The sequence below is a fragment of the Streptomyces sp. CA-243310 genome, assembly GCF_050936775.1.
Taxonomy (GTDB): Bacteria; Actinomycetota; Actinomycetes; order Streptomycetales; family Streptomycetaceae; genus Streptomyces.
The window spans coordinates 3,126,425-3,139,315 of sequence record NZ_JBNJMF010000001.1; the positions used below are offsets into that span (position 1 = coordinate 3,126,425).

Sequence of the window (12,891 nt, forward strand, 5' to 3'; positions counted from 1 at the left end):
GTCAGTGCGCCGGGGGAGGGGCGGTGGCACGTTCTCGCGCGACGTGACGCGCGTAGCCGTGCAGAAGGGCGTGCAGACGGTACGGGTGTCCGGGCGGTCCGTCCTCCAGCATCCCGGCCTCCACCAGCTGTTCGAGGACGGTCGAGGCCCCGGCGGACGTGAGGTCGGCCCCCGGTTCGAGCGAGCCGAGACGCAGGAACGCCTCGCGTGGCTCCGGGCCGAGTGCGGCCAGGGCCTGGCCGAACACCTCGGGCACGGACAGTCGGGGATCCTCCGCCAGGGCCAGCCGTACGGGAGGATCCTCCGCGAGCCACGCCGCGCAGTCGGCGACCGAAAGCCCGGGGCGGGTCAGGAGCCGGCCTGCGGCGATGCGCAGGGCGAGAGGGAAGTACCCGCAGACGGAGGCCAGTTCACGAGCCGCCTCCTCCTCGGCCGCGATCCTTTCCTCCCCGACGAGTCCGGCGAGCAGCGCGTACCCCTCGCTCGCCCCGAGGACGTCCAGCCGGTGCACGGAGCCTCCGCGGGTCGCGACGACGGCCGCGAGTCCGCGTCGGCTGCTGACCACCACGGAGGTGTCGCCCGCGGTCGGCAGCAACGGCAGCACCTGCCCGGCGCCGACGGCGTCGTCGAGGATCAACAGCCTTCTGCCGTCGCCGGGTTCGGCCAGCAGCTTGCGGGCCTCCTCGACGTCGACGGGACTCCCGTCCGACCGGGTCAACGAAACCGTGAACACCCCTCCGGGGAAGGCGTCCTGTACCTCGTACGCGCTCTGCCGGACCAGGGCCGACTTGCCGATCCCGGGCGCACCCGACACCACGACCAGCCGCGGCCCGCCGGGGGCGGTCAACCGTGCCGCGATGGCGCCGCGGTCGGCCTCGCGTCCGGTGAAACCCGTCACGGGCGACAGCCGCTCGGTGGTGGCGGCCGGCAACTCCACGACCACCGGCGGTCTTCGCGTGACGACGGGGACCGGCCGCCCGAGTTCCTCGGCCCGCAGGATGGCCAGCTCCAACCGCCGCAGTCCCGGTCCGGGATCGACGCCGAGGTCGTCGCGCAGCCGATCCTTGATCGCCCGGTACTCGGCCAGGGCCTCCGCCTGTCTCCCGGTGCGGTAGAGCGCCTCGATGAGCTGCTCCGTGAAGCGTTCGCGCACCGGATGCCGGCGAGCGCCCTCGTAGAGGTCGACGAGCACCTGATGGCAATTGCCGGCGGCGAGTTCCAGATCGCAGACGCGCTCCAGGACGCGCAACCGCTCCTGTTCCAGGGCCGGGACGGCGTCCCGCTGGAGCATGCGCGAGGCCACGTTGGCCAGGGGCTGCCCCTGCCATAGGGCGAGCGCCGCGCGAAGTCGATACAACTCCTCTTCCTCGCCGGTGGCGGCCCGGGCCTGTCCCGCGAGAAATCGGAACAGTGCGAGATCGAGGGTCTCGACGTCATTGGCCATACGGTATCCACCGGGTACGGCCTCAATGGTGGTGGCGGATATGCCGTACTTGACGAATAGTCGGCGCAGTCGCAGGACGCACGTTTGAAGTGCGGCCCGTGCGGTGGTGGGAGGTTCCTCGTCCCACACGGCTCGCAACAAATAGTCGGTGGAAACCACCGTGCCCGGATGCAACAGCAAAGCGGCGAGCAGGCTGGTTGGTTTGGATGGTTTGAGAACTACGGTTTCGGGGCCGTGGGCAATACTCAAGGGCCCCAGAAGCTGGAACCGCATGAAGGTCCCCCGTGTCGGGTCACGTATGGAGCGGAACGGCGAATGACGGGGGCGGTGGTCGGCCGAGCCCGCGAGCGAGACCCGGTACGGAACTGGTCCATACCAAACCTGTGGCTGCTCTCCCGCCCCCCGTTGGGCGGTGCACAAACGGAACACTACATAACGGATCTTGTGAAAGTCGAGCCATGCGCCGGCTCGAATCCGACGTGACGGGTGTTCCTCTCCTTTCCGTCACATGACCGCCCCGTGGAGTTACCGGCGGCTCGTCAAAAAGGTTCAGGCGTAAACGAATCATGAGTGTGGGGCCTGCCCGGCACGAATGAGAATCGTTATCCCGCCGGCGATATGACTGATCCTCGACGGTCGAATCCGGCCACGATGGCCTTGAAGAATCGGAAGCCGAACGCGCGTCCCGCCCGGGACGCACTGCGGCCCGCCGGGACCGCGCCGCACCCGTCACGGGGTCCGGGAGTCGTCCGTACGGGGGAACCGTGAAATCGGTCGCCGAAGGGTGGAATGCCGCGCGCCTCCCGGAGGTTCGGACAAGCGCGACACCCGAACTCCGCACGCACTGGAGAGCTCATGAAGATCGGCATCATCGGCGCCGGCAACATCGGCGGCAACCTCACCCGTCGGCTCACCTCGCTCGGCCACGAGGTCTCGGTGGCGAACTCCCGAGGCCCCGAAACCCTTTCGGCCCTCGCCGGGGAAACCGGAGCCACCCCCGTCACGGTCGCCGACGCCGCCCGCGGCGCCGAGATCGTCGTGGTCACCGTCCCGCTGAAGAACGTGCCGGACCTGCCGGCGGGTCTTTTCGACGGGGCGGCGGAGGGCTTCGCCGTCATCGACACCGGCAACTACTACCCGAAGCAGCGGGACGGCCGCATCGCCGCCATCGAGGACGAGGGCCTGACCGAGAGCCGCTGGACCCAGAACCACCTGGGCCACCCGGTGATCAAGGCCTTCAATGGCACCTACGCCGACGACATCCTCGACAAGCCGCTGCCGTCGGGCGCCCCCGACCGGATCGCCGTACCGGTCGCCGGAGACGACGAGGCGGCCAAGAAGGTCGTCCGCGACCTGATCGACGCACTCGGCTTCGACACCGTCGACGCCGGCGGCGTCGACGAGTCCTGGCGCCAGCAGCCGGGCACCCCGGTCTACGGACTGCGCGCCGGCGTGACGGCCGTTACCCGGGCCCTCGCCGAGGCCTCCCCGGAGCGGACGGCCGACTTCCGCGGCTGACCGAGCCGTGTGTCGGACGAGCGGCGGCCACGCCCGGGCCTGGCCGCCGCTCGTCCGAAGCGCGTGCGGCCCCCGATGGCACGTCGCACCCGGTCCGGAGGGCGATCCCTCACCCGGTCAGGTAAATCTGTGCTCACGAATGTAGTCATTGGAGAGCGAGAGGCCTAGTATTTCTGGCGTAGTGAGCCAGCGAAACGAAGGTGTCATGCCCCCCGAGAAGTCCCCGCTCGCCGACAGTCTCGACGATGACGACTACCCCGCCTACACGATGGGCAGGGCCGCCGAGATACTGGGCGCCACGCCCGCCTTCCTGCGCGTGATCGGAGAGGCCGGACTGGTCACTCCACTGCGCTCGGAGGGCGGCCACCGCCGGTACTCCCGCCATCAGCTGCACCTCGCGGCGCGCGCCCGGGAGCTGGTCGACGCGGGCACGGCGGTCGACGCCGCGTGCCGGATCATCGCGCTCGAGGACCAGCTGGACGAGGCCCTGCGGGCCAATGCGCGGATGACCGGCCCCGGCCCCGCCGACGACAGGACCCCCTGAGCGCCGGGCCTGCGGCTCATACCTGTTGCCGCCGCTGTAGAAATTCAGCGAATACGCGTGCAGGGTTTATGTGGCGACAGGCCGAGAGGCGAAAACTTTCCGCGCTCACCGGCTAGCGCTGTGCTACTGTTCTTCTCAGTTGCAGTTGTGGTTCCCAAAGACTTCAAGTGCTCCCCCCGATTCATTTCGGTGGGTGCACTTTTTATTTCCGGATGTTTTTTTCGGACGGGGCAATCATTACTTCGACTCCGGTGCCCGCACAGTGTGGGTCCGGGTACAGCCCCAAAGGAGAATTCATATGGCATCTGGCACCGTGAAGTGGTTCAACGCGGAAAAGGGCTTCGGCTTCATCGAGCAGGACGGTGGCGGCGCTGACGTGTTCGCCCACTACTCGAACATCGCCACCCAGGGCTTCCGTGAGCTTCAGGAAGGCCAGAAGGTGAACTTCGACGTCACGCAGGGCCAGAAGGGCCCCCAGGCCGAGAACATCGTTCCCGCCTAAGCGTTGACACGTACTGCGTAGCTGGGGCCCGCACCTTGGGGTGCGGGCCCCAGCTCGTTGCTTTTTCCCAGCTCCGCCGGCCGTCACGGCCCGCGTGAGCGGCGCGGCAGCATCGTCTGCCGGAGCGCCCACTACCCGCCCGGGTGGAAGTCCGCCCGGCCGTCGCCCCTGATACCCGGCCTGTGCCACGGCCGCCGGGCAGGGTGACGCCCCTTTCAGCAGTGAACCGTTCCGTTCCGCTCCGCGTGTTCGGCTCGGCCCTGTTGTGTCATTTCTTCGGCTCGTTCTTGCGAATCCGCTGCGGCTCACGCCAACGCCAGGAATTCCTCGATACGCGCCGCATCGAGGAAGGTTCTGCATGAACCGCGCAGCTCGCACCAACGACCGCTCGTCCCGCTCCCGCACGGGGGCCTCTTCCGGCGGCTCCTACAGCTCGTCCGGCTCCTACGGTTCGTCCGGCAGCTCCTACGGATCCGGCTCCGGCAGCTCCTACGGTTCCTCCGGCGGCAGCCGCGGCAGCCGCTTCGGCTCCTCCGCCCCCAGCCGCTCCGGCGGCGGCTCCCGCTCCGGCGGGGGGAACCGCTCCGGCGGCTACGGCCGCCGCTCCGCCGCCCCGCAGGGCGAATTCGCCCTGCCCGTGACGTTGACGCCGGCGCTGCCCGCCGTCGAGGCCTTCGCCGACCTGGACATGCCCGAGGCGCTGCTCGCGGCCCTCGGCGCCCAGGGCGTCTCGGTACCGTTCCCGATCCAGGGCGCCACCCTGCCCAACACGCTCGCGGGCCGTGACGTCCTGGGCCGCGGCCGTACCGGCTCCGGCAAGACGCTCGCCTTCGGCCTGGCCCTGCTGGCCCGCACCGCCGGTCAGCGCGCCGAGCCCGGACAGCCGCTCGCGCTGATCCTCGTACCGACGCGTGAACTCGCGCAGCAGGTCACCGACGCGCTGACGCCGTACGCCAAGGCGATGCGCCTGCGGATGGCCACCGTGGTCGGCGGCATGTCCATCGGCCGCCAGGCGGGTGCGCTGCGCGGCGGGGCCGAGGTCGTCGTCGCGACGCCCGGCCGGCTGAAGGACCTCATCCAGCGCGGCGACTGCAGGCTCAACCAGGTCGCCATCACCGTCCTGGACGAGGCCGACCAGATGGCCGACATGGGCTTCATGCCGCAGGTCACCGCCCTGCTGGACCAGGTGCGTCCCGAGGGGCAGCGGATGCTGTTCTCGGCGACTCTGGACCGCAACGTGGACCTGCTCGTGCGCCGATACCTCACCGACCCGGTCGTCCACTCGGTGGACCCGTCGGCCGGCGCCGTGACGACGATGGAGCACCACGTGCTGCACGTCCAGGGCCACGACAAGCAGGCCGCCACGACCGAGATCGCCGCCCGCGACGGCCGCGTGATCATGTTCCTGGACACCAAGCACGCGGTGGACCGCCTCACGCAGGACCTGCTCAACAGCGGGGTGCGCGCCGCGGCGCTGCACGGCGGGAAGTCGCAGCCCCAGCGCACCCGCACGCTGGCGCAGTTCAAGACGGGCCACGTGACCGTGCTGGTCGCGACGAACGTCGCCGCCCGGGGCATCCACGTCGACAACCTCGACCTGGTCGTCAACGTCGACCCGCCGACCGACCACAAGGACTACCTGCACCGCGGTGGTCGCACCGCGCGCGCCGGCGAGTCCGGCAGCGTCGTCACCCTGGTCCTGCCGAACCAGCGCCGGGACATGGTGCGCCTGATGGCCGCCGCCGGGATCACCCCGCAGACCACCCAGGTCCGCTCCGGCGAGTCCGAACTGAACCGCATCACCGGTGCCCAGGCCCCCTCCGGCGTGCCCGTCACCATCACGGCACCGGTCACGGAGCGGCGCACGCGCAGCGCCGCCTCCACCCGCGGCCGGCGCAGCCGCCCGGCGCAGGCCCGGCGACGCTCGTACGACAGCGCGGCGTAACGCGTGCGCACCCTCGCCCGACCGGGCGACGGAACCGGCCTGACGGCCCGGGACGCCATGGGCGACCTCGGGCCCCGGGTCGGCGACGACATGCACGTCGACGTGGCACGCTCGGTGCTGATCAGCGCCCGCGCGGAGCACCTGGTCCTCCAGGACGAGGAGGGCCGGTGCTCAGGTCTGGTCACCCGGGCCCAGCTCGACGCGCACCGGGGCGGATCCTGGGGCGCGGCCCCCACCCGGCTGTGCGACATCCCGCTCGACCGGGGACCCTTCACGGAGTCCTCGGCCGGGGTGGGAGAGGCCCGCACCGTCATGCGCGGGCGTGTCCTGGAGGTGTCCCCGGTGGTCGACGAGCACGGTTACACCCTGGGCGTCCTCGCCCTCACGTCCTGACCGCCTTCGCGGCCATCCGGTCCGGCGTTCACCTTCCCGTCCCCGCGGAGGCATCATGCGTTGCGTCATCGCCCGTTTCCCCTTCGAGCTCACCAAGGCCGAGGTCCTGGAGTCCATGAAGGGGATCAAGGCCGAGCCCGTCACCGGGGAATCCGTGATCATCGGCCGTCGCACGTACCCGGTCAAGCAGGTCGGCGAGGTGATCACCCGGCAGGACCGCCGCGACTTCACGGCGGGCGAGGTGACCCGCGCGCTGACCCGCCTGGGCTTCGTCTGCCGCACGGTGGAGACGGCCTAGTTCCTCGGGTGTCCCGGGTCCGGCGTCGCGCCGGGTCCGGGACATCGTCGTGTCCGGGCCGGGCCGGCCCGTCCGGTTCGACACCCGGTGTCCCGGCGGGTCCGGCTCGTACCGCCCGGTGGCGTCGGACCGGCCCGCAACCGTGACCGAAGCGTCATCGCAGCCCCACCGCTGCGGGGCTGCGGCCTTGCTAGGTTCCTCCCCCAGTCGGGAGCCGCAGGAGGGCCGCCATGCACGCCGGACACGCGAACAGACGCGGGAACAGACCTGAGAACAGCGACAACGGACGCCGGGACGGTCGCGAGGGCGGGCGCCGATCCGCCACCCGGGCGCGTCCGCTCGCCGTCTCGGTACTGATGGCGGCTGCCCTCGCGGGCTGTGGGCCGACCCCGGCCGCCTCGCCCCGCCCCGGTCCCTCCGCCGTCGCCGCGACGCCGTCCGCCGAGGCTTCCGCGCCTCCCTCCGCTTCCGCCGTCTCCGCCCTGCCCCCGACCACCGTGCCCCCGACCACCCGGACCCCGGCACCGGGCACACCGGCGTCCTCGTCCCCGAGTCCGCCGCCCGCCCCGACGAGATCCGCTCCGCCGACGCCCGCGGCTCCCGCGACCGTGCTGTCCATGGCCGTGTCCACCCGGGCCGGCCGCCTCGACCTGGTTCGCGGCGGTCCCGCGCAGGAGTTCACGGTCACCCTGCGGGGCGGCAACACCCAGGCGTACCGGCACCTGCTGCTCACCTTCCAGATGGAGAGCCTCGTGCCCGAGCCCGGGGACACCCCGGGTCCTGCCCGGTCCTTCGTCCTGGAGCACCGGGACCCCGCCACCGGCACCTGGCGCCCCGCGGAACTCCGCGTCGCGAACGACCTCAAGCCGTACGCGCTCCACTCGGGCGGCGCCCCCCTGGCCCGCGACGCCGTCCGCACCGAGCGCTACCGCCTGCGCGCCACCGCCACCGGCCCCACCGGCAGCTCCCCGGTCGTGGTCGACGCCATCGACACGGACGCCCCGTCGGGCACACCGAGGGACCGTGAACGGCCGGGCCACTACTCCCTTCCCCACACCACCCGTCGCCCCTGACCCGGGAGCCTCGCCGGGGCACGTACTTCCGGGACCGCCGGAGCGCCGGGCAGACTGTCCGCCGTGACATCACTGAGTAAAGGCGCCAACCTGCCCGTCCCGGCCTCGTCCGTCAGGGCCGTGCTCTGCTGGTCGGCCGGGCCCGGGGTCCCGGACGTCGACGCGTCCGCCCTGCTGCTCACCGGCGACGGACGGGTCCGTTCCGACGGCGACTTCGTCTTCTACAACCAGCCGCGCCACTCCTCGGACGCCGTGCGGCACCTGGGCAAGCAGCCCGGCGCCGACTCCCTCCAGGTGGACCTGACCGCGCTGGAGCCGGCGATCGAGCGCGTCGTGCTGTGCGCGTCCGCCGACGGGGGCAGCTTCGGGCAGGTGCCCGCGCTGCACCTGCGGTTGCTCGACGCGGTGTCCGGCGCGGAGTTGGCCCGCTTCGACATGACGGCGGACACGGAGACCGCGTACGTGAGCGGTGAACTCTACCGACGGGCCGGCGCGTGGAAGTTCCGAGCCGTGGGCCAGGGATACGCGAGCGGCCTGGCGGGGCTGGCGACCGACTACGGCATCACGGTCGACGACGCCCCGGCCCCGGTGGCCGCGCAGGCCCCCGTACTTCCGTCGCCCGCGCCCGTCTTCACCCCGGCGCCCGTGCCCGCGCCGGCCCCCGCTCCCGTGCGGGCCTCCACCGGCGCGCCCGCCGTCCGGCTGGTCAAGGGCGAGGAGCGGCTCCCCGCCGAGATGCGGGGGCGCCTGTCGCTGCGCAAGCAGCAGGTCGCCGTCAGCCTGACGAAGAACGGGGCGGCGGGAGTGACCGCCCGCGTCATCCTCGTCCTCGACGCGTCCGGTTCGATGTCCACGCTCTACTCGCGGGGCACGGTGGCCGGCGTCGTGGAGCGGATGGCCGCCGTCGCCGCGCAGCTCGACGACGACGGCGAGATGCAGGCGTGGACCTTCGCCACCAACCCCGCGCGGCTGCCCGACCTGACCATCGGTGAACTCCCGGAGTGGATCCGCCTGCACGTCCGGGTCGGCCAGATGAGCCTGTTCGGCCGCAAGAAGCCCCCGAAGGGCCTGACCGCCGGGCAGGTCGACATGCGCGCGGTCGGGTTCCAGAACGAGGAGCAGAAGGTCATCGCGGAGGTACGCGCCTACGTGCGCGCCACCGCGGTCCCCGCGCCCACCCTCGTGCTGTTCTTCTCGGACGGCGGCGTGTACCGCAACAACGAGATCGAACAGGAACTGCGCGCGGCCGTCGAGGAGCCGGTGTTCTGGCAGTTCGTCGGCCTGGGCCGGGCCGGCTTCGGCGTGCTGGAGCGCTTCGACGACATGCCCGGCCGGCGGGTCGACAACGTCGGGTTCTTCGCGGTGGACGACATCGACGCGATCTCCGACGCCGAGCTGTACGACAAGCTGCTGTCGGAATTCCCGTCGTGGATCCGGGCCGCCGGACAGGCGGGCATCCTGCGCTGACCGGTACGGACCGGGTCGGCCGACTCGGGTGCACTCCTCGGCGGGAAGTGTGTGGTCCGGTTCAAGAAATGGTCTGGACCCTTGACCCGGTGTTGGTCCAGACCAATCATGAGGCGTCCGCCCGTTCGCTCGCGCCCCACCGGGAGCATCGATGAGACGTCGTTCCAGGCCCGTTCACTCCTTACTGGCCGCCCTGACCACCCTGGTCGCCTCCGCCGGACTCGTGGTCGGGGTGGTCGACGGCACCGCCCACGCCGCGACCCCACTGCCCGCGCACGTCTTCGCCCCGTACTTCGAGGCGTACTCCTCCGACAGCCCCGCCGACCTCGCGCTCAAGTCCGGCGCCAAGTACCTGACCATGGCCTTCGTCCAGACGGAGACCAAGGGATCCTGCACCCCGTACTGGAACGGCGACACGGGCAGCCCGATCTCGGGCTCCGTCTTCGGCGCCGACTTCGCCACGATCCGCTCCCGCGGCGGAGACGTCATCCCCTCCTTCGGCGGATACGCGGCCGACAACGGCGGCACCGAGATCGCCGACAGCTGCACGGACGTGGACGCGATAGCCGCCGCCTACCAGAAGGTCGTCACGACCTACGACGTCTCCCGCCTGGACATGGACATCGAGGACAACTCGTTGACCAACAAGGCCGGCATCGACCGCCGCAACCAGGCGATCAGGAAACTCCAGGACTGGGCCGCCGCGACCGGCCGCCCGCTCCAGGTCTCCTACACCCTGCCCACCACCACCAGCGGACTGGCGAGCAGCGGCCTGGCCGTGCTCAAGAGCGCCAAGACCGCCGGCGCCCGGGTCGACGTGGTCAACCTGATGACCTTCGACTACTACGACGGCGCCGGCCACGCCATGGCCGAGGACACCAAGACCGCCGCCACCGGTCTCCAGGGCCAACTCGCCTCCCTGTACCCGACCAAGACCCCCGCCCAGCTCTGGGGCATGACCGGCGTCACCGAGATGCCGGGCATCGACGACTACGGTCCCGCCGAGACCTTCACCACCGCCGACGCGAAGGTGGTCCACGACTGGGCCACCGCGAAGGGCCTCAACACCCTGTCCTTCTGGGCGCTCCAGCGCGACAACGGCGGCTGCCCCGGGACCGCGGGCTCCGACACCTGCTCCGGCATCGTCCAGGACCCCTGGTACTTCAGCCACACCTTCGCCCCGTTCACCGGCGGCGGCGGACCGGTCGTCGACGACTTCTCCGTCGCGGTGACCCCCGGCTCGGCCTCGGTCGCCCCCGGCGGCACGACCACCGCGACCGTTGCCACGACCCTCAGCTCGGGAACCGCGCGGCCCCTCGCGCTGACGGTCACCGGAGCGCCCGCCGGGGTGACGGCCACCCTCGCCCCGGGCTCCGTCACCACGGGCGGATCCGCCACGCTGACGGTCACCGCGGCCGGCACGGCGACCCCCGGAACGTACCCCCTGACCGTCACCGGCACCGGCGGCGGACTCACCCGCTCGGCCCCCTTCACCCTCACGGTGTCGGGACCGGGCGGGGGCGCGGGGGCACTGGTCAACGGCGGCTTCGAGAGCGGATCGCTCGCGCCGTGGAGCTGCCAGAGCGGCGGGGCGGTGGTCACCGCCCCGGCCCACGGGGGCTCGTACGCCCTGAAGGCCTCGCCCACCGCCGGACAGACGGGGGAATGCGTGCAGACCCTCACCCTGGCGCCGAACACCGCGTACACGCTCGGCGGGTGGGTCCAGGGCGGCTACGCCTACCTGGGTGTACGCGGCGGGGCCACCGGCAGTGCGTGGACCGGCTCCACCGGGTGGTCCAAGTTGACCGTCCCCTTCACGACCGGCGCCTCCGGCACCGTGACCGTCTACCTGCACGGCTGGTACGGGCAGGGCACGGTGTACGGCGACGATCTCTCCGTCAACTAGAGCGTTAGGCTCGGCCGGGCCCGGGAGAGCACCCGGGCCCGGAAGGGCGGCAGCATGACCAGCGGTACGGGCAGCGGAGCGACCGGCGGGGGAACGACGCGGATCCACCGGGCGGCCGACCGGCCGGCGGCGCCGTGGAAGAACGCCGGGGGAATCACGCGGGAGATCGCCGTCTGGCCCGAAGGCGCGGACACGCACGACTTCGCGTGGCGGGTCAGCCTCGCCGACGTCACCGCGGACGGCCCCTTCTCGTCCTTCCCCGGCGTCGACCGGGTCCTCACCGTCGTCGAGGGCGCGGGCATGGACCTGACCATCGCGGGGGAGCGCAGCCTCCTGGATGTGCGCTTCGCGCCCCGGAGCTTCCCCGGCGACCGGCCCACCGACTGCCGCCTCCTGGACGGACCGGTCGTCAACTTCAACGTGATGTACCGCCGGGAGGGCGCGAGCGCCGAGGTCCGCGTCACCGCCGTCGAACAGACCCTCGCGCCGAACCCCGGCGAGACCCTGCTCGTGGTCGCACTGGAGGGGACGGCGGTGATCGACGGATCGACGCCGGGAAGTGCCACCGCGCTGGGTCGGTACGACGCCGCCCTCCTGACGGGCCCGGACGTCCGCCGGCTGGAGACGTCCGGACGCGCCGCCGTGGTGCGACTGCGGCCCCCGTCCTCCTGATCCCGGGCCGACCGGGACGATCCGATCGGCCGGTACGCGCCCTCGCCCCATGGCCGGATGTGACAGACAACCGTCATTGCGGCCATCCCGGAGGGCGACGACGATGGACGCATGCCCACGCCCCACCGTGTCGTCATCGCGGTCTTCACCGATGTCGACCTCCTCGACGTCACCGGCCCCGCCGAGGTCTTCGCCCTCGCCAACCGGGTGGCCGGCCGTCGCCTCTACGAGGTGCGGCTGGCAGCCCCCGAAGGCGGTCAGGTCACCACCTCCGCCGGCGTCCGCCTGGTTTGCGACCTTGCGTTCGCCGAGGTCGGCGCCGCCGTGGACACGCTGCTGGTCCCCGGCGCCGTCTCCGTGGGCGAGGACGGCCCCGTCGCGCTCGTCGACCCGGAGGTGGTGGAGTGGATCGCCGCCACCGCGCCGCACGCCCGGCGCGTGGCATCGGTCTGCGTGGGCGCCCACCTGCTCGCCGCGGCCGGCCTGCTCGACGGACGCCGGGCCACCACCCACTGGTCCACGGCCGCCCAACTGGCCGCGGAACACCCCCGGGTGGAGGTGGACGCCGACCCCATCTTCGTCCGCTCCGGCCGACTGTGGACCGGGGCCGGCATCAGCGCCTGCATGGACCTGACGCTGGCCCTGGTGGCCGAGGACCACGGGGAGGAACTGGCCCTGGGCGTCGCCCGACAGTTGGTGATGTACCTCAAACGGCAAGGAGGGCAGAGCCAGTTCAGCGTTCCCCTCAGCCGACCGGCCGGCACCCGCAGGGACATCGACGAACTGCGGGCGCACGTCACCGAACACCTTGACGCCGACCTGTCGGCCGCCGCGCTCGCGGCCCGCATGTGCATGAGCGAGCGCCACTTCGCCCGGGTCTTCCGCAAGGAGACGGGCACCAGCCCCGCCGCCTACGTCGAGGCGGTACGGGTCGAAGCCGCCCGACGCCTCCTCGAAACCACCGACGACCCCCTGGAACAGGTCGCCTCGGCGGCCGGTCTCGGTTCGGTGGAAACCCTCCACCGCGCCTTCCGCAAGCAGCTCGCGACCACCCCGGCGGCATACCGCCGCCGGTTCCGCACCACTGACTGACCGAAGGAATCGACTGTGAACACCTCGACCTCCAGCA

Annotated in this window: 11 protein-coding genes and 1 pseudogene; 11 read left to right on the forward strand and 1 reads right to left on the reverse strand. The window is 71.8% G+C overall.

All coding sequences use genetic code 11. From position 1 onward, the window contains the following. Position 1: 1 nt before the first annotated feature. Complete coding sequence (locus ACQEVM_RS13960; RefSeq protein WP_433078461.1) at positions 2-1,717, reverse strand: BTAD domain-containing putative transcriptional regulator; 1,716 nt, start codon at positions 1,715-1,717, stop codon at positions 2-4. Positions 1,718-2,233: 516 nt separating this feature from the next. On the opposite strand from ACQEVM_RS13960, the gene ACQEVM_RS13965 reads away from it, so the two are divergent. From ACQEVM_RS13965 to ACQEVM_RS14015, 11 genes and pseudogenes are all read left to right on the forward strand, one after another. Next, positions 2,234-2,962, forward strand: a complete 729-nt coding sequence (locus ACQEVM_RS13965) for an NADPH-dependent F420 reductase (RefSeq protein WP_433078463.1) — start codon at positions 2,234-2,236, stop codon at positions 2,960-2,962. A 205-nt stretch (positions 2,963-3,167) separates the two neighbouring features. Next, entirely contained in the window at positions 3,168-3,506 is a 339-nt protein-coding gene (locus ACQEVM_RS13970; protein WP_433078465.1) for a MerR family transcriptional regulator, read from the forward strand. A 298-nt stretch (positions 3,507-3,804) separates the two neighbouring features. After that, on the forward strand, positions 3,805-4,008 hold the full coding sequence (locus ACQEVM_RS13975) for a cold-shock protein (protein WP_030228921.1): 204 nt from the start codon (positions 3,805-3,807) through the stop codon (positions 4,006-4,008). 358 nt (positions 4,009-4,366) lie between these two features. Next, entirely contained in the window at positions 4,367-5,953 is a 1,587-nt protein-coding gene (locus ACQEVM_RS13980) for a DEAD/DEAH box helicase (RefSeq protein ID WP_433078468.1), read from the forward strand. Between the two features lie 3 nt (positions 5,954-5,956). Continuing rightward, positions 5,957-6,346, forward strand: a complete 390-nt coding sequence (locus ACQEVM_RS13985; RefSeq protein ID WP_433078470.1) for a CBS domain-containing protein — start codon at positions 5,957-5,959, stop codon at positions 6,344-6,346. 55 nt (positions 6,347-6,401) lie between these two features. Then, positions 6,402-6,629 (forward strand): annotated as a pseudogene (locus ACQEVM_RS13990) (SCO5918 family protein); the annotation flags it as partial. A 632-nt stretch (positions 6,630-7,261) separates the two neighbouring features. Continuing rightward, positions 7,262-7,717, forward strand: coding sequence for a hypothetical protein (locus ACQEVM_RS13995; RefSeq protein WP_433078472.1), 456 nt, complete (start codon positions 7,262-7,264; stop codon positions 7,715-7,717). Positions 7,718-7,780: 63 nt separating this feature from the next. After that, a complete protein-coding gene (locus ACQEVM_RS14000; RefSeq protein WP_433078474.1) occupies positions 7,781-9,184 on the forward strand; it encodes a VWA domain-containing protein in 1,404 nt (467 codons plus the stop codon). A gap of 151 nt (positions 9,185-9,335) precedes the next feature. Then, on the forward strand, positions 9,336-11,090 hold the full coding sequence (locus ACQEVM_RS14005; RefSeq protein WP_433078476.1) for a glycosyl hydrolase family 18 protein: 1,755 nt from the start codon (positions 9,336-9,338) through the stop codon (positions 11,088-11,090). A gap of 54 nt (positions 11,091-11,144) precedes the next feature. Further along, a complete protein-coding gene (locus ACQEVM_RS14010) occupies positions 11,145-11,762 on the forward strand; it encodes a HutD/Ves family protein (protein WP_433078478.1) in 618 nt (205 codons plus the stop codon). 111 nt (positions 11,763-11,873) lie between these two features. Continuing rightward, on the forward strand, positions 11,874-12,854 hold the full coding sequence (locus ACQEVM_RS14015) for a GlxA family transcriptional regulator (protein WP_433078480.1): 981 nt from the start codon (positions 11,874-11,876) through the stop codon (positions 12,852-12,854). Positions 12,855-12,891 lie beyond the last annotated feature (37 nt).